The sequence below is a fragment of the Rathayibacter sp. AY1E3 genome (assembly GCF_002932235.1).
In the GTDB taxonomy this organism is placed as follows: Bacteria; Actinomycetota; Actinomycetes; order Actinomycetales; family Microbacteriaceae; genus Rathayibacter.
The window spans coordinates 1-24,498 of sequence record NZ_PSVN01000013.1; the positions used below are offsets into that span (position 1 = coordinate 1).

Consider the following 24,498-nt stretch of genomic DNA (forward strand, 5'->3'; position numbering starts at 1 on the left):
GCGGGCCGGCAGGGCACCGTCGTCGTCGCCGCGACCCCCGAGCAGAAGGGCGAGCTCTACGCGTTCATCACCGCGTACTGCTCGTCCTGAGCAGGGGTGGCGGGCGGTCCGGGGACGCGGACGTCGGCGCCGCGGACGCGTCTCGCCGTCCACCTCGGCCGTCACTCGCCGCCGCTCGCCCGCATCGGCAGGTTGCGCCGTCGGCCGCGCCGAGCCGGTCCCGCCCGCCGTGGGACGAGCCCGGCCTGCCCCGCCCGCCGTGGGACGAGCCCGGCTTGCGCCGCCCGGTGGCTCGGCTCAGCCCGCTCGACTCAGCTCAGCCCGGTCCAGCCAGCGCCCCGCTCCGCTGTGCGCGCCCCAGCCGCGCCCGTCCGCTTCACGCCGGCGCCGTGCTCAGCGCCTGCAGCCCCGTCACCCGCAGCAGGTCGAGCCGCGCCTCGTCCTCACTGCCCGGCGCCACCGTGTAGACGACGATCCGCAGGTCGGTGCCCGGAGCCGTGAGCACGTCGCAGTCGATCGTGACCGGTCCGACGGGCGTCCGCGTCACCGTCTTCCGGCTCGCGCGGTGCTCGGCGATGCGCGCCTCCGCCCAGCGCCGCTCGAACTCGGGCGACTCCTCGCGCAGCCGGGCGACGAGGGCGGCGAGCACCGGATCGCGCGGGTAGCGTCCGGTCGCCGCGCGCAGGTCGCCGCGCGCAGGTCGGCCGCGAGGTCGCTCGCGAAGTCCTCCTCGTGCTGCGCGTCGAACTCGGTGCCGGCGTGGCCGGAGGTGAAGTGCCGCCAGACGAGGTTCCGTTCCAGCCCGGTGTACACCGAGGGGTCGCCGTTGAGGGCGGCCCAGAGCGGGTTCCACAGCAGGATGTCGTGGGCCGCCGTGAACGCCGCGAGCGGCACGTCGCCCAGGCGGTCGACGATCCGCTGCACGCCCGGGCTCACGTGCTGCGGCACGACGCCCGGCGAGGGGACGGCGGCACCGGCGACCCGGTAGAGGTGGTCGCGCTCGCTGTCCGTGAGCCGGAGCGCCACCGCGAGAGAGCGGAGCATCGACGGCGACGGGTTCCGTGCGCGTCCCTGCTCGAGCCGCACGAGGTAGTCGACGCTCACGCCCGAGAGCGCCGCCAGCTCCTCGCGGCGCAGGCCCGTGGCGCGGCGGCCCGAGCCCGCGGGCAGGCCGACGTCGGCGGGACGGATGCGGTCGCGCCACGAGCGCAGCACCGTGGCGAACTCCTCCATGCCGCCCATCCTCCTCCGCCCGCCGTCGCCGAGCCAGGTACTGCCGGTCCCCCCGTCGAGCGCGGCGTGGTCGAGGCCCGACCACCCGCGCAGGATGGGAGCATGACCACGACACTCATCACCGGAGCGAACCGCTCCCTCGGCCTCGAGACCGCCCGCCGACTCCTCGAGGCGGGCCACACCGTCTACGCCGGCATGCGCGACACCGCCGACGGCGACGCCGCCCGCGCGCTCGGCGCCCGCCCCGTCCGCCTCGACGTCACCGATCAGGCGAGCGTCGACTCCGCGATCGCCTCCCTGCCCGGGCTCGACGTGCTCGTCAACAACGCCGGCGTGCTCGGCACATCGTTCGGCGTCGACGACCTCACCCCGGAGGCGATGGCGGGCGTCCTCGAGACGAACGTCATCGGAATCCTGCGCGTCACGCAGGCCGCGCTCCCGCTGCTGCGGGCCTCCGCGGCCCCGGTCGTCGTGAACGTGGCGTCCGGAGTCGGCTGGCCGCGCTGGCTGAGCACCGAGGGCCACGACGAGTTCCCCGTCACCGCGATCCCCTACGCGGCGTCGAAGGCGGCGGTCGTCGCGCTCACCGTGCAGTACGCGAAGAACCTGCCGGCGATGCGGATCAACGCGAGCGACCCCGGATACACCGCGACCGACTTCAACGGACACGGCGGGCACCAGACCGTCACCGAGGGCACGGACGCGACCGTCGCGCTCGCCCTGCTCGGCTCCGACGGGCCGACGGGCGAGTTCCACGACCGGCGCGGGCGCATCGAGTACTGAGCGGCGGGGAGGGCGGGCGCGGCCGGGCGGGGCGGCCGGACGCCGGCCCGGACCCGGCAGGCGTCCGCGCGCCCGTTCGAGAAGCCGCAGCCCCGAGTCCGGCCTGCGTCCACGTGCGCGTTCGAGCAGATCCCGCCCCGACCCTACGTGCGTCCGCGCACGCCCGAGACGCGGTGAGGTCCCCGAACCCGCCCTCGGCGCACCGGCCAGCACATGGTGATGAGGTGTCCTGTCTGCGCGGTCACCGGTCCTCGGTGCTGGGCTGTGAGTGACGGCCGGAGCCGGGACGCTGCCCACCGCGTGACAGAGGGCCGGATGAACCGCCGGCCCGACGGTGCGTGCTCGCTCCGATGCGCCTACCGACTCACCGCGTCTCGTGTCAGCTCTGCAGCTCGACCCCCCAGTTCGTCCTCTGGACGTCGGCGTCGAGCCCGCGCAGCTCGCGCGCCACGGCGTCGGCCTGCTCGCGCAGCTCCCGCACCGGCAGCGCGGGCAGGCGGCGCAGCTCGCTCCGGAGCTGGCGGTAGCCGCGCTCGCCGGCGGCCGCGTCGGCCGCGCGGGTCAGGAGGCTGTGCCGGGCGCGCAGGGCCTCGCGCCGGGCGAGCGCCGCGGTCAGCACCTCTCCGGTGGGAGTGGTGGCCGTCGCGTTGGTGAGGTTGATCGCCGTGACCAGCCGCTCGAGCTCGCCCAGTGCGCGCGTGCAGTCGGCGAGCAGCTCGGCCGGGTCCTCGGTCGGCTCCTCCCCCTCCTGGTAGGAGGCGTTCGCGACGATCCGCGACTGGAGGGCCTCGATCCGCTTCTGCAGGTCGGCCCGCTCGAGGAGTGCTTCGGCGAGAGTCATGCGACCAGGCAAGCACACATCGGCGCGACCCGCGCCCCTAGGCTGCGACCGTGCCGCTGCAGAACCATCCCGGAGACGTCGAGTTCCCCGTCCGACCCCGGCTGCGCTACGCGCGGGCGGCCGATGCGCACCGGCGCGGTCAGGGCGCCGGACGCCGCGCGCTCCTGGTGACCGCCTTCGCGGCTCCGGTGGGCCTGGTCGGCTTCGCGTGGGGGCTCGCGCTCGGCGGCGGCGAGAGCGTCGTCGCGTTCACGGCGTTCGCGTTCGCTCTGGCCTTCGGGCTGCTCGCCGCCACGGTCGGCTTCCAGCAGTGGGATGCGCGCGCGCCGCGCCGCGAGCAGCTCGCCTACCTCGGCGCGGCCGACTCGCCGACCCCGTCCCTCCGCCAGCAGCAGCTGCTCGCGCTCGACGCGGTCAGCGACTTCTCGTTCGCCGGCTGGAACTCCTCCCTCGCGTTCCAGCCCTCGTGGGCCGAGCTCCCGGAGGAGCTGCGGCGCCGCTACGCCGACGGAGCGAAGGGGGCGCCCTGGCAGCAGCTGCCGCTGCATCCGCTCGTCGAGCACCGGGTCGCGCTCGACCGCGACTTCCGCATCGCCTCGGCCGACGACGTCGAGCTGCTGGTCGCCGACGTGCTCACCCGCGGGCCGCTCTCGACCCGTTTCGCCGAGGTCTCGGCCTCCGCCGACGCCGAGCGGATGCGCTCCCGAGTCGCCGCGCTCACGGGCGGCAGCGAGTTCCACCTCCTCGAGCTCGCCCAGGCGGTCGACGGGCGTCCGCCGCTGCTCCTGCTCGCGGGCGACGCCGAGCGCACGATCTGCGCGATCCGCTACGCCTACGTCGCCGGCTACCTCCCGGCGGCGCGGGCCTGGGAGCTGCTGGCCGCGGTCGGCGACCGCGTCTTCGAGCGCTACTCCGGCTGGGACGCCTACTGGGCCGACGCGGCCCTCGCCATCGCCTTCCGCACCGACTCCCTCGGCGCGGTGCAGCACCACCATCGTCTGCGCGCGGAGCTCGCGGCCTCGGGGTGGCCGGCGGCGGCGGTGCCGTACCCGGGCTGAGCGCGGGGCGGCTGCGGAGACGGTGCGACCGAGCCGGAGCGTCCGGATGGGAGGCGTGCGCCCGCGCGGTGGCCTCCCTAGCCCACGGGGCTGTCGACGCGGAGAGCGCTGCGGCCCCGGGGTCAGCCCAGCTTCGAGGCGGGCACCGTCTCGAGGTGGAGCAGGTCGCGGCGCAGGCGCTGCGAGCGGACGTAGCTGCTCAGCACGTGCTCGGGCGAGGGCGGGGAGTCGCTCCCGCCGAGGAGGGCGCGCGCGGTCGTGAGGCGTGCGCGGCGGATCTCGTCGAACACGGTGGTGCCGTTCCGCGCGAAGGTGCGCTGCAGCGTCCGCTTCGGGACGCCGAGGCGCTCGCAGATCTCCTGGACCGAGAGGCGGGGGTCGGTGGACATCGCGGCGATCAGGGCGAGGGCGCGCGTGTAGACGTCCTCGCTGCTCTCGCGCGGCAGCGAGGTCGCCAGCACAGCGCCCGCCAGCTGCTCGACGGCGGCCCGCACCAGAGGGAAGGCGGGGGAGTCGGCGTCGAGGGTGGAGCCGAAGGTCGCGTTGACGGTCGAGAGCAGGATGCCGCGGCTGGCCGCGTCGGCCTCGGTGACGACGGCGCCACGGTCGGCCGAGTCGACCAGGCCCAGCAGCGGGCGGTCGAGGGCGATCTCGGTGCGGGCGCTCGGGGTGTCGGTCACGATCGTGAACGGGGAGTCGCAGTGGAGGAAGGCGATGGCACCCGGCGCGACGCGGACCTCGAGCGCCGCCGGATCGTCCGGCTGGATCACGATCGCGCCCTCGAGCGGGATGATCAGGCGGACGCCCGGGCCGATGGCGGAAGTGCGGTGCAGGCGGGCCGGCGAGTGCCAGATCCGGAGCACGTCGACGCCGTCGCTGCAGAGGGTGTCGGCCACGATGCGGAACGCGCCGTTCGCGCGGACGTCGACGCCGCTCTGGGCCAGCCACGCGGCCGCCGCGGTGTCCCGGCGGGACACCCCGCGATCGACGATCGGTCGGCTGCCTTCTGCGATTCCCCTCACGGCGGAGTCCTTTCCTCTGGCGCGTCCTCCGTACGACGCGATCCCTCTACCCTGGCCGATCCGGCCCGGTGGTGAGAAGTCTTCATGCGATCGAATCGTCGCTCACCTCCACCGCAAGGTGTCGGATCCCGCCATCGGGGGACGGAACCTGACCTCGGGAGTGCGCCTCGGATCGACGTGGACCTCGAGCGCGGCGACGTCGGTGAACGGCCGGTCGTCGCTCGTGCGGCCCCGCAGCACGATGGAGTGGCGGAGCGTCCGCGGTGCCCGCAGCGGCGCGATCGTGTAGTGCGCGACGGCCACGAATCCCGCGCCTGGGGCGACCCGCTCGGGCCGGCCGACGACGGTGACCGGGGCCTCGTCGTAGTCGAGCTCGACGCCCGAGCCGTCGGTGAAGGAGCCGCAGAACAGGGCGAGGTCGTGCAGGGCGGAGGTGCCGGAGTTGTGGAACTGCATCCAGAAGGTGATCACGGCGACGGAGCCGCACGCGGGCGCGAGCCGCACCGCGCTGCCGTCGAGGACGAGGTGCGGAGGCGCATCGAGCGTCGGAGCTCCGAGCATCAGCCGCGCCGCCTGACGCCCGCCGCCGGTGCGGCCACCGGTTCCGCTGCGCGTCCCGCCAGCTGCAGGAGGCCGCACGCGGCGACCACTCCGACGAGGGCGGCCGCCCAGCTCAGGTCCTGCTGGTCGAACTCCCGGAGGCGCGCCGGGACGCCCGTGAATCCGAGGATCCCCTGGGCCGCGGCGACGGTGGCGAAGGCGAGCAGCGCGGCCGTGGCGGCGACCGCGGCCGGGGTGGGCGGGTCGCCCTCCGAGTCCTGGGCGAAGCGGCGGACGGCGTGCGCGAGGGCGAGTGCGCAGAGGGCTGCGGCGACGAGGGCGGCCGCGGTGTAGGCCGGGCCGGCGGCCAGCAGGAGGAGGGCGCCGACGACGACCCGCAGGCAGGCCGGGAGGACGCCGGGAGCGCTGCATCCGCGCGCGCCCGGGCCTCCGCCGAGGGCCGCGGCGCGGGCGCGGGACTCCTCGAGGCGCCTCCGGACGCCACGAGGACCGATGGTGCGGAGCAGGGCGGTCGCGCCCGAGGCGAGTAGCGCGACGCCGACGAGCAGGGGGAAGACGAGGGCGGCGGCGGGCAGGGCGGGGGCGGCGTCGGCAGGGGTCATCGGGTCTCCTTCGGGGCGGGGACGGGGCACGGCACCTCGATGATCCGTCCTCGCCGAGCGCCTCGGGAGGCCGGGCGCGAACGCTCACGAGGCAGGCGCGCCAGAACGTCAGAACGCGCCAGTGGACCGTGCCGCCGAGCTGTGCCAACGGCACCGCGGAACGTGCCACGCGCCTCCGCGTGCCCGCTGCGCGCCGTTTCGAGACGGCCTACGCTCACCGGATGGACGAGGTGCGGGACGCGTACGGCGCGCGGGCGGAGGAGTACGCGGCGCTGCTCGGATCGGTCGACGCGGGGCCCGCGGCCGATCGCGAGCTGATCGGGTCGTGGGCCGACGGGCTGGAGGGCACGGTCGCCGACGTGGGCTGCGGGCCCGGGCACTGGACGGAGTTCCTCCAGCGCCGCGGAGCCGCCGCGATCGGCGTCGATCCGGTGCCGGAGTTCGTCGCTCTGGCGCGGGCGCGGTTCCCGGACGTCCCGTTCCGGCTCGGCTCGGCGCTCGAGCTCGACGTCGACGGCCTCGGGGGCGTTCTCGCGTGGTACTCGCTCATCCACCTGCCGCCGGCGGAGCTGTCCGGCGCGGTCGCGGCGCTCGCCGCGCACCTCCGACCGGGCGGAAGCCTGCTGATCGGCTTCTTCGAAGGGCCGCGCACGGAGGCGTTCGCGCACGCAGTCGCACCGGCGTGGTTTCGCCCGCTCGCCGAGATGCGCGCCCTCGTCGAGCAGGCCGGCCTCGAGGTGACCCACTCGCTCCGCCGCAGCGCCCCCGGCGTCCGCGACCACGGCGAGCTGATCGCCGACTGCCCACGCTGACGCCGAGCTGAGCGCCGACCTGTGATCCGGACGCCGCCGACGCCGCGCTGGTTCCGTGCTGACGGCACCCGCTCTCGCTGGTCACCGGCGGCCGACGTCCCGGCCCACCGCATCCCCTCGAGACACCACCGCCCCGCCGGGACGCCGCCGTCTCAGCGGTGCCGCGGCGGTCTCGGCGGTGTCCCGGCGGACGAGGGCCCCCGCGCCTAGAGGCGGTCGGCGCGCCACTCCGTGGGGATCTCCTCGGCGCGGCGGAACGCCTCCTCCTCGCGCTCGCGCAGCTCGACGCGGCGGATCTTGCCCGAGATCGTCTTGGGCAGGGGGTGGAACTCGAGGCGCCGCACCCGCTCGAAGGAGGAGAGCAGCTCGCGGGTGTGGGCGAAGATCGCGCTCGCCGTCTCGGCGGTCGGCTCCCAGCCGTCGGCGAGGGTGACGTACGCCTTCACCACGCTGTGGCGCACCTCGTCCGGAGCCGGCACCACCGCGGACTCGGCGACGGCGGGGTGCTGCAGCAGCACGCTCTCGACCTCGAACGGCGAGATCTTGAAGTCGGAGGACTTGAAGATGTCGTCGGTGCGGCCGACGAAGGTGATCGTGCCGTCGACCGCGCGGACCGCCACGTCGCCGGTGTGGAAGTAGCCGTCCGCGCGGGCGCGCTCGGTGCGGTCCTCGTCGCCGAGGTAGCCGGACATCAGGTTGACGGGTTCGACGGACAGGTCGAGGCAGATCTCACCGGTGGAGGCGGGCTCGCCGGTCAGCGGATCGACGAGGGCGATGGCGACGCCGGGCAGCGCGCGGCCCATCGCTCCGGGGACCACGGGGGCGCCGGGCGGGTTCGCGATGATCGCGGTGGTCTCGGTCTGGCCGTAGCCGTCGCGGATGGTGAGTCCCCACTCCCGCTCGACGGTCGCGATGACCTCGGGGTTGAGTGGCTCGCCCGCCGAGAGGATCTCGGTCAGCGCGCGCGGCTTCGCTCCCAGCGCCGACTGGATCAGCATCCGCCACACGGTCGGCGGCGCGCAGAACGTGGTGACCTCGGCCCGGTCGAGCTGCTGGTGCAGAGCGGTGGGGGAGAAGCGGCTGTAGTTGTAGACGAACACCGTCGCCTCGGCGTTCCACGGCGCGAAGAAGCAGCTCCACGCGTGCTTGCCCCAGCCCGGCGAGCTGATCGCCATGTGCACGTCGCCCGGCTGCACGCCGAGCCAGTACATCGTGCTGATGTGCCCCACGGGGTACGACTCGTGCGTGTGCACGACCATCTTGGGCTTCGAGGTGGTGCCGGAGGTGAAGTAGATCAGGCACGGATCGGAGCTCTGGACGACCACGGTCGGGCTGATGCCGAAGGGCTCGAGCGAGTCGGCGTAGTCGAGCCAGCCCTCGACGGCGCCGCCGACCGCGATACGGCCGAAGCCGCCCTCCATCTCGTCGAACTTGGCGGTCTCGGAGGCGTCCGCGATGACGTGCGCGACCTCGCCGCGCTCGAGGCGGTCGGCCAGGTCGGCGGGTGAGAGCAGGGTCGTCGTGGGGAGGATGACCGCGCCGAGCTTCATGATCGCGAGCATCGACTCCCACAGCTCGAGGCGGTTGCCGAGCATGAGCATCACGTGATCGCCCTGCTCGACGCCGACCGAGTGGAGCCAGGCGGCGACCTCGTCGGAGCGCCAGCGCATCCGGTCGAAGGAGTACGTCTCCTCGGAGCCGTCCTCCTCCACGATCCAGAGGGCGGGGCGCTCGTTGCCGATGGCGATCGCGTCGAACCAGTCCACCGCCCAATTGAAGCGGGGCCCGACGTCCGGCCACTGGAAGGCCTCGTTCGCGGCGACCGCATCGGTGCGGTGCTGCAGGAGGGTGTCGCGGGCGGCGCGGAAGCTCCCGGTGGGGTTCATGCATGTCTCCGTAGCGGTCGAGGTCCGGCCGCTGGCGGGACCGACCCCATTCTGCTCCCGCCGCGGTGCCGGGTGCTGCGCGACGGAGGCCCGGTGGGGACGCGCGTCGGAGGGAGCACCTGTGGAGGGGCGGCCGAGTCCGTCCCACGAACGACACGGCGTCAGCGGGAGGGCGGAGGGCTCGCCGCCGCAGCAGGCGCTCCCTCCGCTCCCTCCGCGGGACCTCAGTACTTGATGGACTGACCGCCGTCGATCGGGAGGACGGTCGCGTTCACGTAGGAGGCGTCGTCGGAGAGGAGGAACGCGACGACCGAGGCGATCTCGTCGGCCTCGCCGTAGCGCTTGGTCGGGTTGACCTGGATGAACTCCTCGGCCGCCTTGCGCGGGTTCTGCGGGTCGAGCTGCTTCATCGAGTTCTCGACCATCGGGGTCCAGATGGCCCCGGGCGCGATCGCGTTGATGCGGATGCCGAACTCGCCGTACTCGATCGCGGAGTTGCGGGTGAGGCCGACGACGCCGTGCTTGGCGGCCGCGTAGCCGGACTGGTTGCCGATCGCGGTGATGCCGCCGACGCTCGCGGTGTTGACGACCATGCCCGAGCCCTGCTCGCGCATCACCTTCAGCACCTTCTCCAGGCCGAGGAACACGCCGCGGAGGTTGATCGCGACGACCTTGTCGAACTCGTCGGCCGTGAAGTCCTCGGTGAGGTTCTGGCGGCCCTCGATGCCGGCGTTGTTGAAGAAGCCGTCGATGCGGCCGAACGCCTCGAGGGTGCGCGCGACGTAGGCGTCGACGTCCGCCTCCTTCGACACGTCGGCGAGGACGGTGATCGACTCGGTGCCCTCGGGCAGGACGTCGACCGTGGCGGCGAGGCCCTGCTCCGAGATGTCGACGAGGGCGAGCTTCGCGCCCTCCTGGGCGAGGCGGACGGCGGCAGCGCGGCCCAGGCCGGATCCACCTCCGGTGATGAGGACGACGCGGTCGGTGAATCGGGTGCTGGTGGTGGTCATGACGACTCCTGCTCGAAGAGGGATGGGCTCGGAGGCCGTGCGGTCGGCGAGTCCGTATCCATGCGTCTGCATGCAATTGACTCCACGATACGCCACAGGTGTCGGTTGAGTCTGAGTGCGCGGTCAGGGATGGAGTGATCCGGGCTGCGGGCGCCCGCAGTCGAGCCCGGTGGACCCTCACGAGCGGGGCCGCAGGATCCGACGCGAGCACTCGGGTTCTGGGCAGAGCCCCCGCCCCCGCCCCCCCGACCCCGATCCGCCGCATGCCCGCCTACAGGTGCGGCTGCCCCGTCGAGGCGCTCGTCCCGCCGTCAACGGCGAGGATCGCGCCGGTGATGTACGACGCGTCCGCGCTGGCGAGGAACAGCACCGGCGGGGCGATGTCGTCCGGCTGCCCGGGGCGTCCGAGGGCGATGCGGTCGATGAAGGGCGCGAGCTCCTCGGGGGTCGAGGCCATCGACTCGGTCAGCGGCGTCTGCGTGAAGGCGGGGGCGACGGCGTTGACCCGCACCCCGTGCGCGCCGAAGTCGAGGGCCAGCGACTGCACGAAGGTCGTGATCGCGCCCTTGGTCGCGTTGTAGGCGGCCTGGCCCCAGTCGCCGCGGATGCCCGACACGGAGGAGACGACGACGATGTTGCCGCGGCTCGCCTTGAGGTGCGGGAGCGCCGCCTTCACCGCGTAGAAGAGGGCGTCGACGTTCGTCGCGAAGAGCGAGCGCCAGGAGTCGTCCTCCACCTCCTCGATCGGGCCGCCGAGGTGGCCGGCCGCGTTGTTCACGAGGACGTCGATCCCGCCGAACCTCGCGACGGTGCCCTCGACGAGCGCGTCGACCTCGGCTCGGACCGAGACGTCGGTGGGGACGACCAGGACGCGCTCGGCCGGGAAGCCGGCGACGGTCTCCTCGAGCGTGGCGGGGGTGCGCCCGGCGACCGCGACGCTCGCGCCCTGCTCGAGGAAGGCGCGTGCGATGGAGCGGCCGATGCCGGAGCCGGCTCCGGTGACCAGGACGGTGCGTCCGGCGAAGGGGTAGGTGTTCGAGGCGATCATGGCGGTGCCTTCCGGGTGCAGAGGGGCGGCTCGGCGGGGTGCGCCGGGAGCGGCGGGCGTCGGATCCGCCCGGTGCCGATCATCCGCGGCACCCGAGCGGATCGAAGGGCCGCCGCGCCGGTACGGAGGAGCTCCCCATCGATCCGCAGCACGGCTCCCGACCCTGGCAACCGCCGCAGAGTGCGGTCCGCGGCCGCGCGGGCTCGGGTAGACCGGAGGGACGCCAGTGGACAGGGGGAACCACCATGGACACCACGAGAACGACCGCTCCGCGCCGGGCGACGGGGCTCCGGGCGGGACGGCGCGCGACCGCGCTGGGCGCCTCGGCACTGCTCGCGGCGCTCGCTCTGAGCGGCTGCACGAGCGGCGCCGACCAGGCGGAGGAGGCGACACCCGCCGTTCCCGGCACCGCTGCTCCGACGACCGCCGCTCCGACCGCGACGCCCACCGAGGCTCCGCTCGGGCCCGTGACGCTGCCCGAGGGCGCGACCGCCGCCGTGCGGTGGACCGACCAGGTCGGCCCCGTCGATCCGCAGACCGTGAACCTCAGCGGCGATCCGCTGCACATCACCGTCTCGGTCGCCTGCGACACCGTGGACGCCGAGGTGACGATCGAGGTCGTCGGCCTGATGACGAGCGGATCGTCGTGCGTCTACAGCCCGAGCACGACCCGCACCGGCACGGGAGGCGGCAACACGGGCACCATGCAGATCGCCGTCGAGCAGGACGCCGAGATCAGGGTGACGACGGTGCCGGACGACGCGCACTGGTCGGCCGCCGTCTCGACCGGGGCGCGGACGGTCCCCGGGCCCTGACGCCGGCCTGCGCGCTCACGAGAACACAGAAGTCGCGGTGGTCGAGAGCGGCCACCGCGACGTCCGGGTTCTCGAGTCGCCCGGGGCGTCAGCCGATCGGGACGCCGAGCTCGGCCATGAACGGCACGGCGTCGACCGCCTCGCCGTCGACCCGCGTCTCGAAGTGCAGGTGGCAGCCGGTCGAGGCGCCGGTCGAGCCGCGCAGCGCGATGACCTGGCCGACGGTGACGGTCTCGCCGACCGACACCATCAGCTCGCTGTTGTGGGCGTAGCCGGTCTCGATGCCGCCGCCGTTGTCGAGCAGGATCCAGTTGCCGTAGCTGCCCTGGTACGACGCCTCCTCGACGGTGCCGCTGGAGGCCGCGAGGACGGGCGTGCCGCAGGCGCCGGCGAGATCGGTGCCCTTGTGGAACAGGTTCACGCCGGCGACCGGCGCGTCGGGGCGGGGGCCGTAGCTGCTGCTGATGTGGCCGGAGATCGGGACGACCCACGCTCCGGACGCTCCCGCGGCGGCCGCGGTCGACTCGCCGGAGGTGGCGGTGATCGCGTCGAGGGACGCGGTGGGCACGAGGACCTCGGGCTTGGCCTCGGCGGCGAAGGCGTCGCGGGTGACGCTCTGCTGCACGACTCCGGCCGCCACGAAGCTCTGCGGGCGGGCCGCGGCGACGGCGGTGGCCGTGTCGCGGGTCAGCTCGGAGTCGGCGGTGCCGCCCACGGCGAACGCGGGCATCGTCGAGGTGATCGCGATGCCGGCCACGAGGGTCATCGCGGCGACTGCGGAGACTCGGGGGCGCGACGGGCCGCGCGAGGGGCGGCGGCTGCGGGACTCCTGCTCACGGAGCGAGCGACGGGTCGGGAGGGCGGACGGACTGCCGGTCTCGGCTCCTGCGGGGGTGGGAGTCGAGGCGCGTGACGAACGGTGCATGCAGAGGAGGTTCCAGGTCTGCCGACGCTCGAGGGGGGAGGCGAGCGCCGGGTGGGGCAGTGGGGCTGATCGCACGGCTGAGCCGATGCGACCCTCCAAACTACCCGCGTTCCGCCGGATCCGACCTGAGAGAAACCTCCGGAGTCAAGCGGTTGAGCGCATCGATCGGCTCTCGATCCGGAGCGGCGGGGGTGCGCCGGGTCGCCGGTGGGCGTGCTCAGCGGTCGGCGGTGAAGACCAGCAGGGCGATCACACCGGCGACCGTCGCCGCGACTCCGGAGCCCAGGCGCCACCACATCCACTTGTCGCGCCTGGGCCCGCGCACGGGACGCCGGAGGCCGGCGCGGCCCTGGTAGCCGCCGGGATCGTGCTGGAAGACCATGCCCCCAGCCTGCCGAACCCGCGCCCGTCGCGGGGTCGACTCGCCCGCGACTCCCAGCCGCGAACGGCACCGCAGGGCTGAAGCGAGAGCCGAGGAGAAAGGAGGAGAGGCGGCGACCAGGGGGAAGGGGAGGCGGGACGGCACGGGCGCAGAACGGCCGCCGCCCGCGCGCCTAGCGCGGCCCGGGCGCGCTCGCCAGCGGGTTCGCGGGGCGGGTGCCGCTCGGTAGCGTGGGGGAGTCGGCCGGAGCGGTCGACGAGCGGAGGAGCGGACATGGCCGGGACCGGCAAGGACAGGGACGCACGCGACAAGGCGGCGCAGAAGCGCGCGAAGAAGGCGCTGAAGAAGGCCGAGAAGTCGGTGCGCGCGGCGCACGAGGCGGTCCGCGACTCCAGCAAGAAGCTGCGCAAGAAGGCCCGCAAGCTGGCCGAGCAGACCGAGAAGCTCAAGCGCACCCAGGAGAAGGCGGCGAAGAAGGCGGCCGCGACCGAGAACCGCCCGACCACGCCGAAGCACGCCGCCGAGCCGGCGGTCGGCGCCCTCGACCTCACCCCGCCGCTGCCCGGCTCGCAGGAGCCCGCCGAGGATCAGGAGTCCGCCGAGGACGCCGGCGCCGCGGCCGAGCCCGCCGCCCAGCAGGAGCCGGCCCCCGACTCCGACCCCGCGCACACCCCGGACCTCACCCCGCCGCTGCCGCGCTCGGCCTCCTGACCGCGCTCGTCTGAGCGCCGCACGCCAGTGCGGGCTCAGGTGGATCGCACCCGCAGAGGCGCCGCCCGCCTGAGAATCTGCACAGACTACTCGGGCGGGCGTGCCCCGCGAGGTGAACAGCAGATGAAGCCTCGCGACCACGCCGGAACGCCTACCGCCGTGGGAGCATCATGTCTGCGTGGATCCCTTCATCCTGCTCGCGCTCGTCGTCGTCACGGCCCTCGCCTTCGACTTCACCAACGGCTTCCATGACACGGCGAACGCGATGGCCACGTCCATCGCGACCGGTGCCCTGAAGCCCCGCACCGCCGTCGCCCTCTCGGCGTCGCTGAACCTCGTCGGTGCGTTCCTCAGCATCGAGGTGGCGCTGACCGTCACCAACGCGGTCGTGAAGATCCAGGACTCCTCGGGCGCACCCGATCCGGCGCTGCTCGAGGACGGCGGATCCGCTCTGCTGCTGATCGTGCTGGCCGGCCTCATCGGCGGCATCGTCTGGAACCTGCTGACCTGGCTGCTCGGCCTGCCCTCGAGCTCGTCGCACGCCCTCTTCGGCGGCCTGATCGGCTCCGCTCTCGCGGGCCTCGGCCTCAACGGCGTGAACTGGGCCGGCGACGGCACGAAGCTCGACGGCGTCGTCGGCAAGGTGATCCTCCCGGCGCTGATGTCGCCCGTGCTCGCCGGAGCGGTCGCGGCGATCGGCACCTGGCTCGTCTTCCGGGTGATCGGCAACCTCGCCGAGAAGAGCCTCCACCGCGGCTTCCGCTTCGGTCAGATCGGCAGCGCCTCCCTCGTCTCGCTCGCGCACGGCACCAACGACGCGCAGAAGACCATGGGAGTGATCACGCTCGCGCTGATCGCGGCCGGCGGCTGGAGCGACACCGAGTCGGTCCCCTTCTGGGTCAAGCTCAGCTGCGCGCTGGCCATCTCGCTCGGCACCTACATCGGCGGCTGGCGGATCATCCGCACCGTCGGCAAGGGCCTCGTCGAGATCGACACCCCGCAGGGCATGGCCGCCGAGAGCGCCTCCGCCGCGGTCATCCTCGCCTCCAGCCACCTCGGCTTCGCCCTCTCGACCACCCACGTCGCGACCGGCTCGATCCTCGGCTCCGGAGTCGGCCGCCCCGGCGCGCAGGTGCGCTGGCGCGTGGCGCTGCGCATGGTGATCGCCTGGGTCATCACGCTCCCGGCCGCCGCCCTCGTCGGCGCCGTGATGTGGTGGATCGGCCACCTCGTCGGAGGCGCGGCCGGCGGCCTCCTGATGGCCGCGATCCTCGTCGCCGTCGCCTCCCTCATCTACATCCGCTCGCGCCGCGACAGCATCGGCGCGCACAACGTCAACGACGAGTGGCAGGACGCGGCGGCACGCCCCGCGCCCGAGACCGCCGGCGTCTGAGCGAAAGGATCCGCACCGTGCTCTCCCTCTTCCTCTCCGCCGCCGGCCAGGTGGCCCTCGTCGCCGTGCTCCTCGGAGCAGGCCTGCCCGTGCTCTTCGCCGTCGGCGTCCGCTCCTTCGCCGTCGCCGCCGGTGCTCCCGCCTCGGGCGGGTCGGACGCCCCCGCGGTCCGGAGCGGTATGCCCGCCCCGGTGCTGCGCGGGATCGGCGTGCTCTGCTTCGCCCTCGTCGTCGGCTCCGTGGTGATCGGCCTGAGCGTCATCATCGCGACGGGCCTCGGCCAGTCGGTGAGCTTCGAGCACGTCATCCCGACCTTCGTGCCCAAGGGCTGAGCATGGCCTCGACCGATCCGATCGCGGCGCGGGAGGGGATCGTCGCCCGCGTGGTCGGCTGGCTGCGCGCGGGCTACCCGTCGGGCGTGCCGGAGCAGGACTACCTGCCGCTGCTGGGCCTGCTGCGCCGCAGCCTCACGACGGACGAGGTCGAGCAGGTCGTCGCGCGGCTCCTGTCGGAGTCGGAGCGGGCCGAGACGGTCGTCTCACGGGCCGTGGTCCGCGAGCGGATCGAGCAGCTGCTGCTCGGACCGGCGATGCCCGAGGACGTCGCCCGCGTCTCCTCGCGGCTCGCGAGCGCGGGCTGGCCGCTGGCGGGCCCGGAGTCGCTGGCCGAGCCGGACACCCGCGAGGGCCTGGTCGCGCGCATCGTCCGCTGGCTGCGCGCCGGCTATCCGGCCGGGCTGCCCGAGCAGGACTTCGTGCCGCTGCTGGCGCTCCTCCGCCGCCGTCTGAGCGACGAGGAGGTGGCCGAGGTGGCCGCCGGTCTCGCCGCCGACGCGCCCGCCTCCCGCGCGGACGTCGGCACCGCGATCGCCGGAGTGACCTCGGAGCTGCCCTCGGAGGAGGACATCGAGCGCGTGCGCCGGTCGCTGGCCGCGCTGGGCTGGCCGGAGGAGTTCGCGAGCTGACGCGCCGCGGCCCGGGCTTCGGGCCACAGGAGTCCGCGTGCCGATCCGCCGCTGTCGCCGGCGATCCGGCCGGAGAGGCCGCGAGCGGACCCGCCTCGCCGCGATCCCGGGCGGTCCAGCCGTCGAAGGGTGACCCCGCCGGGGCCAGGACGCGGACGCTGCAGCGGTCGGGGCCCGCCGTGAGCGGGCGGGACGAGCGCTGGAGCGTGTCCTCGGGCGGGCGACAGGCGGCCGCCCGGTCGGCAGGGGAGTCGCGGGGTCACGACGCGCGCCGTCCGCCGTCCTAGGTTCGGCCCGGGTCCGGATCGGCTGCGCAGCCGGCTGCCGGACCGCAGCCCGACCGGAAGGACAGCCCCATGACCGCACCCACCATCGTCCTCGTCCACGGAGCGTTCGCCGACGCCGCGAGCTTCGCCCCGGTCACGCGGATCCTGCTCGACGCCGGCCACGCCGTGCGCGTCCCGGCCGTGCCGAACCGCAGCCTGCTGGGCGACGCGGAGTACCTCCGCTCCTTCGTGGAGCAGCGCGACGGGCCGGTCCTGCTGGCGGGCCACTCCTACGGCGGCGCCGTGATCACGGTGGCGGGGGTCGCCGAGAACGTGGTCGGCCTCGTCTACCTCGCGGCCTACGCAATCGAGGAGGGGGAGAGCCTCGGGCAGCTGCAGGGCGCCTTCCCCGACTCCGACCTCCCGGCGAACCTCGTCTACACCCCGTTCCCGATCGACGGAGCGGAGCCGGGCACGGACGTGTCGGTCGCGGTGTCGGCGTTCCCGGAGGTGTTCGCGGCCGGGATCGATCCGGCCGAGGCGGCCGTGCTCGCGGTCGGCCAGCGCCCGCTCGCCGCTCTGGCGTTCGGCGAGGCCGCTCCCGTCGCCGCCTGGCGGACCCGGCCGAGCTGGGGCGTCGTCGCGGCCGCGGACCGGACGATCAACCCGGACGTCGAGCGGTTCGGCTACCGGCGGGCGGGCGTGCGCTCGGTCGTCGAGCTCGACGCGCCGCACCTGGTGATGCGCTCGCACCCGGAGGAGGTCGCGCGGGTCATCGCCGACGCCGCGGCGGAGCTGAGCTGACCGCGGAGTCGCCTGACCGCGGAGGGGTGCGCCGAGTGCCGGTGCGCTCCTCCGCACCCCGCCGCGCACCGCACCCACCCGGAAGCACGCCCCGCCGATCTAGGTACTCCCTCCGCGGATCTAGGTCGGCGTCGCGTGGAGTCGGGCCCGCCTCCTCCCTAGCCTCGAAGGGAGAGAAGGGCGGGATCGTGGACACGGACACCGCACGGCTCGGCGCCTACCTCCGGGGGCACCGCGACCGGCTGCGCCCCGACGAGGTCGGCCTGGGCGCCGACGGCAGGCGCCGCGTCAGCGGGCTGCGCCGCCAGGAGGTCGCCGTGCTCGCGGGGATCAGCCCGGACTACTACCTGCGGCTCGAGCAGGGCAAGGACCGCCGCCCCTCGGCGCAGGTCCTGGACGCTCTGGCCCGCGCGTTCCGTCTCGACGCGGACGGGCGGGACTACCTCTTCCGGCTCGGCGGGCACGCCGCGCCGCGCCGCTCACCGATCTGGGCGCAGGCCGGGCCGACCCCGGCGCAGGTCGGCAGCCTGACGAGCATGGTCTCGTCCTGGACCACGACGCCCGCCTACGTGGTCGACCGCTACCTGGACCTCGTCGCCGTGAACGAGCTCGGCCGCCTGTTCCTCCCCCTGGCCTGCGAGCAGGGGACCAACATGATCGAGGCCGTCATCGACGCCGCGGCGCTCGAGACCGACGCCGAGCGGCACGAGGACTGGGACCGCACGATCGCCGTGATGACGGCCGCCTTCCGCTTCCACTCCGACCCGGCGGACCCGCGTCTGCGGGTCCTGGTCGCCTCGCTCGGAGGCCGCTCGCGGGTGTTCCGCCGCGTCTGGGCGAGCCAGGAGGCGTATCCGCTCCGCGAGGGCTCGTCGCCGGTGCGCGTCGACCCCTTCGGCTTCATCGCCTTCCGCTGGCAGACCCTGGAGGTGCACGGAGGCGACCACTTCCTGACCTCCTTCTTCGGCGCCCCCGGCAGCGCCGCGGCCGCCGCGATCGATTTCATCCGGGCCCGTCACCGGGTCGAGGAGTGTCTGCGCGAGGGTGCGATACTCGACGCGTGAAGCGGGACGCGCTCGTCGTCGGTCGGGGATCGGAGCTCGCGCGGCTCCGTCTGATGGTCGAGGGCATCGCCGCCCACGGGTCGGCGCTCGTCATCGACGGGGACGCCGGGGTCGGCAAGACCACCCTGGTCGAGGAGGTCGTCGCCTACGCCCGCGCACGCGACGTGCGGGTGCTGCGGACCGCGGGCTCCGCAGCGGAGTCGGGCGACCAGTACGCGGCGCTGCAGCTCCTCCTGCACCCGCTCCGCCCGGGCCTCGACGGCCTGCCCCTGCCGCAGCGGGACGCGCTCCGCGTGGCCTTCCACCTGGCGGAGGGAGTGCAGCCGACGCCGCTCCTGGCCGGCCTCTCGGCCCTGACCCTCCTGAGCGACGCCGCCGCCGATCGGCCCCTGCTGGTCGTCGTGGAGGACCTGCACCGGATCGACCCGGAGTCGGCGTGGGCGCTGCGGATGCTCGCCCGGCGCATCGGCGAGGACCGCGTCGTCGTCGTGATGACCACGAGGGACCGGCCCGAGGAGGACTCCGGCCTCGAGCACCTCCACCTCGGGCCGCTGTCGGCCGCCGACTCGGCCGCTCTCCTCGACACGCTCCCGCATCCTCCTCGCGGCGCCGCCCGGCGCGCTCTGCTCGACCTCGCCCGCGGGAATCCGCTCGCCCTAGTGGAGCTGACCGGACGCGACCCGTCGGCCGACGAGGCGGAGGACCGCGCGGTGACCGGACGCCTCGAGTCGGCCTTCGCCGAGCGCTTCGCGGAGCTCGACCAGCCCTCTCGGCTCGCCGTGCTGGCCGTGGCGCTGGGCGACGTCGCGACGGCGGAGGAGGCGAGCCGGCTGGCGAACCTGGCGATCGGCCGCCACCCCGACCCCTCCTGGATCGACAGGGCCGTCGCCGCGTCGCTGCTCAGCTGGACGCCGGGGAGCGGACTCCGCTTCCGGCACCCTCTCGTGCAGTCCGCGGTGACGAGCGTGAGCCGCCCCTCCGAGCGCGCGGCTGTGCTCCGCACGCTCGTCCAGGAGCACCGCGACGACCCGAGCCGGACGCTCTGGTGGCGGTCGGAGCTCGCGACCGGCTCGGACGGGCCGGTGGGCGAGGAGCTCGCCGGTCTCGCGGCGTCCGGCCTCGCGACGGGCGACGTCGTCCTGGCGGCTCAGGCGATGGAGCGGGCGGCGGAGCTGACCCCCGCGGGGCCGCTGCGCGTCTCGCGCCTGATCGACGCGGCCGAGTACTCCGGGCTCGCCGGCCGGACCGCGGAGGCGGCGCTGCTCGTGCACCGCGCGGCGGTCGAGACCGTCGATCCGGTGCTCACCGCCCGCGCCGCCTGGACGCGCGAGACGCTGCCGACCGGGCGCACGGCACTCTCGCGGGGCGACCTCTCGCCCGCGCTCGCCGCAGTGACGGCGCTGCAGAGCCACGGAGCCGTCGACGCCGCGACGGCCGCGCTCCTGCACCTCGCCGCCATCGCCTGGGACCACAACCGCGAGGCGTCGCCGGGGGAGCCGATGATCCAGGCGGTGCGCGCGCTCGCCCTCGACGACTCCGACCCGCGCGCCGTCCTGCTCGCGGCGGTCACCGAGCCGATCGCCCGCGGCGACGAGGTCGTCCGCCGGGCGCTCGCGGCGGCCGGCGGGGCGAGCGGTCCGGAGGAGGCGTGGTGGCTCGGCTACGCGCTGAACACGGCGGGCGAGGTCGAGGTCGCCCGGGAGCTCCTGGAGGAGGCGATCACCGGGCTGCGCGCGCGCGGCGACATCCGGATCCTCCCGCAGGCGCTCCTCGCCGCCTCGATGACCACGTCGCTCGCCGGCCGCTTCTCGCGGGCCCGCTCCTTCGCCGAGGAGGCGCTCGTCCTCGGGAGCGACCTGGGGGACGTGGGCTTCGAGACCGCGTCCCGGGCCTGCCTGGCCTGGTTCGACGCGATGGAGGGCGTCGCGCCCGATCCCGAGGCGATCAGCGCGGGGAGCGCGATCGGCGCGGCCGTCCTCTGCTCGAGCGTGATGCGGGCGACTCTCCGTGGATCGCGAGCGGCGGTGGCGGTCCTCGAGTCTCGACCGGGCGACGCCGTGCCGGAGCTCCTGCCCCTCCTCGACACGGACGACGACTCCCTGAACCCCGGCTTCGCCATCCTCACCACGCCCGATCTCGTCGACGCGGCTCTCGCGACCGGAGATGACGGAGTCGTGCGCCTGCACGCCGCGAGGCTGGAAGCGCTCTTCGAGCGCTGGCACCAGCCGATGATCGAGGCGGCCCTCCGGTACGCGCAGATCGCCGTGGCGCTCGCCGACGGAGCGCCGGACGCCGCGGCCGGGCTGCTCCGCCGGACTCCGCCGCCGCTCCCGTACGTGCGGGCGCGGGCGCTGCTGCTCGTGGGCGACGGGCTGCACCGGGCCGGTCGGGCGGCGGAGGCGCGGCCCCTCCTCCGCGAGGCACTGGCGATGCTCGAGGAGCTGCCGATCCACGCCTGGGCCGATCGGGCCCGTGACGCGCTCCGGGCAGCCGGAGGGAGGATCGCGGACGCGCCGTCGCCGGCCGCTGCGACGCTGACCCCGCAGGAGCTGCGCATCTGCGCTCTCGCGAGCACGGGGCTGTCGAACCGCGCGATCGCGCAGAACCTGTTCCTCTCGCCGCGCACGGTCGGCGCGCACCTGTACGCGGCGTACCGCAAGCTCGGGATCGGCGGGCGGGGCGAGCTCGCCGCGGTGCTCGGGAGGGACGCGGGCGCCGACGCTTGAGGCCGGACTCCGCTCGCAGGGGCACCCGGCCCCCGTTCGAGCGCAGACGCGCAGGCGCGCCCCGGAACGGCCGGGACGCGCCTGCGAGCGTGCCGCGCTACTCCTGGATGAAGGCCAGCAGGTCGGGGTTGATGACGTCGGCGTGGACGGTCAGCATGCCGTGCGGGTAGCCCTCGTAGATCTTGAGCGTCGAGTTCTGCAGCAGCTCGTGCTGCTTGAGCGCGGCGTCCTTGTAGGGGACGACCTGGTCGTCGTCGCCCTGGGTGACGAGGACGGGGACGGTGATCGCCTTCAGGTCCTCGGTCTGGTCCGTCTCCGAGAAGGCCTTGATGCCCTCGTAGTGCGCGAGCGCGGATCCGGTCATGCCCTGGCGCCACCAGTTGTCGACCACGGGCTGCGAGAGCTCGACGCCCTCGCGGTTGAAGCCGTAGAAGGGCCCGGAGGCCACGGCCTGGTAGAACTCGGCGCGGTTCGCCGCGAGAGCGTCGCGGAAGCCGTCGAACACCGAGATCGGCGTGCCCTCGGGGTTCGCCTCGGTCTGCACCATCAGCGGCGGGACCGACGAGACGAGGACGGCCTTGGCCACTCGGCCCTGGGGCTCGCCGTACTTCGCGACGTAGCGCGCGATCTGACCGCCTCCGGTGGAGTGGCCGATGTGGATCGCGTTCCGCAGGTCGAGGTGCTCGACGACCGCGTTCACGTCGCTGGCGTAGTGGTCCATGTCGTGTCCGGTGCCGACCTGGGTCGAGCGTCCGTGCCCGCGGCGGTCGGTCGCGATGACGCGGTAGCCGTGCGCGTGGAAGAACAGCATCTGCGCGTCCCAGTCGTCGGACGACAGCGGCCAGCCGTGGTGGAAGACGATGGGCTGCGCGTCGGTGCTGCCCCAGTCCTTGTAGTAGATCTCGACGTCGTCGTCCGTGGTCACAAACGGCATCTTCGAACCTCCGTGCTCGTGTCGATCCCGAGCCCGGCCCGGGTCGTGTCCAAGGTGGTGCCTCCCCGGATGAGGGTGGGGAGCGGCTCCACGATAGGGGCGTGGGAGCGCTCCCTGAAGAGCGCGGGGAGATGTTCCGACGATCGTCCAGACCTGGTCGCCCGGGCGGTGCCGGGGCCGCCGGCCGCGCACGCCGTGTGGGGTCGGATGACTCGTGACCGGCACCGCGGACGCTGACAGGATCGCGGCGGATGCGCCCTCCCGCGGCGCGCGGATCGGAGGTCGCGATGCCCACGACGACGCCCACGACGACGGCCCTGCCGACGCGCAGGACGACGACGCCCCAGCGGGCGGTGCTCCGGTGACCGTCGAGGACCGCGTCCCGATCGAGCCGCAGGCGGTCGTCGCTCCGCTCAGCCGGTCCGCCGTCTTCCTCTCGCTCGACATCGTCGGCGGGCAGGACGCCGCGGACCGCGTGCGGGACGTCCTCGCCGACGTGGGCGGGCTCCTCCGCGCGGTCGGCTTCCGCGACCTGGGCCTGCGCCTCTCCTGCCTGGTCGGGATCGGGAGCGACGCGTGGGACCGCTTCGGCGGGGAGGGGCGCCCCGCGCAGCTGCACCCGTTCCGGGAGGTGGTCGGCGCGGCGCACACGGCCGTCTCGACGCAGACCGACCTCCTGTTCCACATCCGGGCGGAGCGGGACGACGCCTGCTTCGAGTTCGAGCGCCTCCTGCTCGACGCGCTCGGCGAGGACGTCGTCGTCCGCGACGAGGTGGTCGGCTTCCGCTACTTCGACAACCGCGACCTGCTGGGCTTCGTCGACGGCACCGAGAATCCGACCGGCGAGGCGCTGCCCCGCGTCGCGCTGATCGGCGCGGAGGACGCGGCGTTCGCGGGCGGCAGCTACCTGGTCGTGCAGAAGTACCTGCACGACCTGACGGCGTGGCACGCGCTCACCACCGAGCAGCAGGAGCGGGTCATCGGCCGGAGCAAGGCCGACAACGTCGAGCGCGAGGACGATCCGGCGCAGCTCTCGCACAAGGGGCTCGCGACCGTGGTCGACGCCGGCGGGACCGAGCACGACATCCTCCGCGACAACATGCCCTTCGGCCGGCCCGGCAGGGGCGAGTTCGGCACGTACTTCCTCGGCCTGGCCGCCGACCTGTCGGTGATCGAGACGATGCTGACGCGGATGTTCGTCGGCGTGCCCGCGGGCCGGCACGACCGCCTCCTCGACTTCTCGACCGCGACGACCGGCGGGGTCTACTTCGTGCCCTCGCGGGACGTGCTCGAGGGCCTGGGCGGCTGACCCGGGCCGGTCGTCGGGGCGCGGATCGAGTCGGATGACCGTGGTGCGGCCCGGGCCGGAGCGGTGGGATCGGAGCAGCGCAGGCGCGCAGAACGATCAGCAGGGAGAACGCCGTGGAACCCGACGACAGCACCGCTCCGCACCACGAGACCCCCGGTTTCGGAGACCCGGACCTCCCCCAGGAGGGGATCGTGAACACCGAGGGCGATCCCTCGGCGAACACGATGACCGGCCCGCAGAACCGCGTCCTGGAGGGACTGTTCCCGAACCAGATCGCCGCGCCCGCGACGGACATCAGCACGCAGCCGTTCTTCTGGTCCTCCTTCAACATCTCGCCGCGGCGGGTGCAGCGGGGAGGCTGGGCGCGCGAGCTCACGCAGGCCGACTTCGCGATCTCGAACGAGATCGCCGGCGTGAACATGTACCTCGAGGCCGGCGGGATCCGTGAGCTGCACTGGCACCAGAGCGCCGAGTGGGCGCTGATGACCAAGGGGAACTGCCGCATCACCACGCTCAGCCGCACCGGCCGGCCCAGCGTCGACGACGTGCAGGAGGGGGACCTCTGGTACTTCCCGCCCGGCCTGCCGCACTCCCTGCAGGGCCTCGGCCCGGACGGGGCGGAGTTCGTGCTCGCGTTCGACGACGGCGAGCAGTCCGAGAGCAACACGCTCCTGCTCACCGACTGGTTCGCGCACACGCCGCCGGACGTGCTGGCGAAGAACTTCGGCGTCGCGCAGGAGGTCTTCCGCGACATCCCGCTGCACGACCTCTGGATCTTCCCGGGCGACGTGCCCGGCGACCTCCAGGCCGACCGGGCCGCGGCCGGGGTGCAGGACGGCGACGAGGCGGTGATCTTCCGGCTCTCCCGCTCGGAGCCCGTGCACCAGAACAGCGGCGGCCGGATCCAGATCGCCGACAGCACGAACTTCCCGGCCTCGCGCACGGTCTCGGCCGCGCTGACGACCGTCGAGCCCGGCTCGATGCGCGAGCTGCACTGGCACCCCAACGCCGACGAGTGGCAGTACTACCTCCGCGGATCCGCTCGGATGACCGTCTTCAACACCGGCCCGCACGCCAACACGACCGACTTCCACGCCGGAGACGTGGGCGTCGTGCGCCGCAACTTCGGCCACTACGTGGAGAACACCGGCGACGACACGCTCGTCTACATCGAGACGTTCAAGAGCTCCCGCTACGAGGAGGTGTCGCTCGCCCAGTGGCTGAGCCACCTGCCGCCGTCGCTGGTCGCGCAGCACCTGAACATCCCGGAGGAGGTGCTGGCGACCTTCCCGCTCGGGACGCAGGGGATCACTCCGCTGCGCTGAGGGAGGGACGCGCGGAGGGGACGG

At 74.1% G+C, this 24,498-nt stretch carries 25 protein-coding genes; 13 read left to right on the forward strand and 12 right to left on the reverse strand.

Going from position 1 to position 24,498, the window contains the following annotated elements:
* Positions 1-376: 376 nt before the first annotated feature.
* Together C5C53_RS17475 and C5C53_RS11560 are read right to left on the reverse strand one after the other, a co-directional pair.
* On the reverse strand, positions 377-649 hold the full coding sequence (locus C5C53_RS17475; RefSeq protein WP_258075415.1) for a hypothetical protein: 273 nt from the start codon (positions 647-649) through the stop codon (positions 377-379).
* Positions 544-1,233 (reverse strand): helix-turn-helix transcriptional regulator, encoded by a 690-nt coding sequence (locus tag C5C53_RS11560; RefSeq protein ID WP_258075416.1) that lies wholly within the window; start codon positions 1,231-1,233, stop codon positions 544-546. Before C5C53_RS11560 ends, C5C53_RS17475 begins: the two co-directional genes overlap by 106 nt.
* Positions 1,234-1,335: 102 nt before the next feature.
* Between C5C53_RS11560 and C5C53_RS11565 the strand changes: the two genes are divergently transcribed.
* The gene (locus tag C5C53_RS11565; RefSeq protein ID WP_104267599.1) at positions 1,336-2,016 is read left to right on the forward strand and encodes an SDR family NAD(P)-dependent oxidoreductase; all 681 of its coding nucleotides are present in this window, start codon (positions 1,336-1,338) and stop codon (positions 2,014-2,016) included.
* A gap of 379 nt (positions 2,017-2,395) precedes the next feature.
* On the opposite strand, the gene C5C53_RS11570 is transcribed toward C5C53_RS11565, so the two are convergent.
* Positions 2,396-2,857, reverse strand: a complete 462-nt coding sequence (locus C5C53_RS11570) for a DIP1984 family protein (RefSeq protein WP_104224023.1) — start codon at positions 2,855-2,857, stop codon at positions 2,396-2,398.
* A 50-nt stretch (positions 2,858-2,907) separates the two neighbouring features.
* Between C5C53_RS11570 and C5C53_RS11575 the strand changes: the two genes are divergently transcribed.
* A complete protein-coding gene (locus C5C53_RS11575) occupies positions 2,908-3,915 on the forward strand; it encodes a DUF1266 domain-containing protein (RefSeq protein WP_104267600.1) in 1,008 nt (335 codons plus the stop codon).
* Between the two features lie 122 nt (positions 3,916-4,037).
* Here C5C53_RS11575 and C5C53_RS11580 read toward each other — a convergent pair whose 3' ends face one another.
* The 3 genes from C5C53_RS11580 to C5C53_RS11590 form a co-directional block, all read right to left on the reverse strand.
* The gene (locus tag C5C53_RS11580; protein WP_146084671.1) at positions 4,038-4,892 is read right to left on the reverse strand and encodes a helix-turn-helix domain-containing protein; all 855 of its coding nucleotides are present in this window, start codon (positions 4,890-4,892) and stop codon (positions 4,038-4,040) included.
* 147 nt (positions 4,893-5,039) lie between these two features.
* Positions 5,040-5,498: a hypothetical protein gene (locus C5C53_RS11585; RefSeq protein ID WP_104267602.1), complete on the reverse strand. Its 459-nt coding sequence runs from the start codon at positions 5,496-5,498 to the stop codon at positions 5,040-5,042.
* A complete protein-coding gene (locus tag C5C53_RS11590; protein ID WP_104267603.1) occupies positions 5,498-6,100 on the reverse strand; it encodes a hypothetical protein in 603 nt (200 codons plus the stop codon). The genes C5C53_RS11585 and C5C53_RS11590 overlap by 1 nt, the downstream gene beginning before the upstream one ends.
* 221 nt (positions 6,101-6,321) lie before the next feature.
* Between C5C53_RS11590 and C5C53_RS11595 the strand changes: the two genes are divergently transcribed.
* Positions 6,322-6,912 carry a trans-aconitate 2-methyltransferase gene (locus C5C53_RS11595; protein ID WP_104267604.1) on the forward strand — a complete coding sequence of 197 codons (591 nt, stop codon included), beginning with the start codon at positions 6,322-6,324 and terminating at the stop codon, positions 6,910-6,912.
* A 206-nt stretch (positions 6,913-7,118) separates the two neighbouring features.
* Here the strand turns inward: C5C53_RS11595 and C5C53_RS11600 are convergent, their stop codons facing one another.
* The 3 genes from C5C53_RS11600 to C5C53_RS11610 all read right to left on the reverse strand — a co-directional run bounded on the left by C5C53_RS11600 (position 7,119) and on the right by C5C53_RS11610 (position 10,856).
* Positions 7,119-8,798 (reverse strand): AMP-binding protein, encoded by a 1,680-nt coding sequence (locus C5C53_RS11600; RefSeq protein WP_104267605.1) that lies wholly within the window; start codon positions 8,796-8,798, stop codon positions 7,119-7,121.
* 224 nt (positions 8,799-9,022) lie between these two features.
* The gene (locus tag C5C53_RS11605) at positions 9,023-9,808 is read right to left on the reverse strand and encodes a glucose 1-dehydrogenase (RefSeq protein WP_167299040.1); all 786 of its coding nucleotides are present in this window, start codon (positions 9,806-9,808) and stop codon (positions 9,023-9,025) included.
* A 271-nt stretch (positions 9,809-10,079) separates the two neighbouring features.
* Positions 10,080-10,856: an SDR family NAD(P)-dependent oxidoreductase gene (locus tag C5C53_RS11610; RefSeq protein WP_258069480.1), complete on the reverse strand. Its 777-nt coding sequence runs from the start codon at positions 10,854-10,856 to the stop codon at positions 10,080-10,082.
* Positions 10,857-11,101: 245 nt separating this feature from the next.
* Here C5C53_RS11610 and C5C53_RS11615 point away from each other — a divergent pair, with 245 nt between their 5' ends.
* A complete protein-coding gene (locus C5C53_RS11615; RefSeq protein WP_104267606.1) occupies positions 11,102-11,671 on the forward strand; it encodes a hypothetical protein in 570 nt (189 codons plus the stop codon).
* Between the two features lie 88 nt (positions 11,672-11,759).
* Here C5C53_RS11615 and C5C53_RS11620 read toward each other — a convergent pair whose 3' ends face one another.
* Together C5C53_RS11620 and C5C53_RS17160 are read right to left on the reverse strand one after the other, a co-directional pair.
* A complete protein-coding gene (locus tag C5C53_RS11620) occupies positions 11,760-12,437 on the reverse strand; it encodes a M23 family metallopeptidase (RefSeq protein WP_181074628.1) in 678 nt (225 codons plus the stop codon).
* 376 nt (positions 12,438-12,813) lie between these two features.
* Positions 12,814-12,978: a hypothetical protein gene (locus C5C53_RS17160; protein ID WP_159940529.1), complete on the reverse strand. Its 165-nt coding sequence runs from the start codon at positions 12,976-12,978 to the stop codon at positions 12,814-12,816.
* A gap of 273 nt (positions 12,979-13,251) precedes the next feature.
* On the opposite strand from C5C53_RS17160, the gene C5C53_RS11625 reads away from it, so the two are divergent.
* The 7 genes from C5C53_RS11625 to C5C53_RS11655 all read left to right on the forward strand — a co-directional run bounded on the left by C5C53_RS11625 (position 13,252) and on the right by C5C53_RS11655 (position 20,906).
* Complete coding sequence (locus C5C53_RS11625; protein WP_104267607.1) at positions 13,252-13,689, forward strand: hypothetical protein; 438 nt, start codon at positions 13,252-13,254, stop codon at positions 13,687-13,689.
* A 178-nt stretch (positions 13,690-13,867) separates the two neighbouring features.
* Positions 13,868-15,082 carry an inorganic phosphate transporter gene (locus C5C53_RS11630; protein ID WP_104224012.1) on the forward strand — a complete coding sequence of 405 codons (1,215 nt, stop codon included), beginning with the start codon at positions 13,868-13,870 and terminating at the stop codon, positions 15,080-15,082.
* Between the two features lie 17 nt (positions 15,083-15,099).
* Positions 15,100-15,414, forward strand: coding sequence for a hypothetical protein (locus C5C53_RS11635; protein ID WP_104267608.1), 315 nt, complete (start codon positions 15,100-15,102; stop codon positions 15,412-15,414).
* Positions 15,415-15,416: 2 nt separating this feature from the next.
* Positions 15,417-16,046 carry a DUF3349 domain-containing protein gene (locus C5C53_RS11640; protein ID WP_104224010.1) on the forward strand — a complete coding sequence of 210 codons (630 nt, stop codon included), beginning with the start codon at positions 15,417-15,419 and terminating at the stop codon, positions 16,044-16,046.
* A 356-nt stretch (positions 16,047-16,402) separates the two neighbouring features.
* Entirely contained in the window at positions 16,403-17,116 is a 714-nt protein-coding gene (locus tag C5C53_RS11645; RefSeq protein WP_104267609.1) for an alpha/beta hydrolase, read from the forward strand.
* A gap of 188 nt (positions 17,117-17,304) precedes the next feature.
* A complete protein-coding gene (locus tag C5C53_RS11650; protein WP_181127760.1) occupies positions 17,305-18,180 on the forward strand; it encodes a helix-turn-helix domain-containing protein in 876 nt (291 codons plus the stop codon).
* A complete protein-coding gene (locus tag C5C53_RS11655) occupies positions 18,177-20,906 on the forward strand; it encodes an AAA family ATPase (protein WP_104267611.1) in 2,730 nt (909 codons plus the stop codon). The genes C5C53_RS11650 and C5C53_RS11655 overlap by 4 nt, the downstream gene beginning before the upstream one ends.
* Before the next feature lie 97 nt (positions 20,907-21,003).
* On the opposite strand, the gene C5C53_RS11660 is transcribed toward C5C53_RS11655, so the two are convergent.
* Complete coding sequence (locus C5C53_RS11660; protein WP_104267612.1) at positions 21,004-21,840, reverse strand: alpha/beta fold hydrolase; 837 nt, start codon at positions 21,838-21,840, stop codon at positions 21,004-21,006.
* Between the two features lie 214 nt (positions 21,841-22,054).
* Here C5C53_RS11660 and C5C53_RS11665 point away from each other — a divergent pair, with 214 nt between their 5' ends.
* Together C5C53_RS11665 and C5C53_RS11670 are read left to right on the forward strand one after the other, a co-directional pair.
* On the forward strand, positions 22,055-23,149 hold the full coding sequence (locus tag C5C53_RS11665; protein WP_308470983.1) for a Dyp-type peroxidase: 1,095 nt from the start codon (positions 22,055-22,057) through the stop codon (positions 23,147-23,149).
* A 113-nt stretch (positions 23,150-23,262) separates the two neighbouring features.
* A complete protein-coding gene (locus C5C53_RS11670) occupies positions 23,263-24,474 on the forward strand; it encodes a cupin domain-containing protein (protein WP_258060596.1) in 1,212 nt (403 codons plus the stop codon).
* Positions 24,475-24,498: the final 24 nt, after the last annotated feature.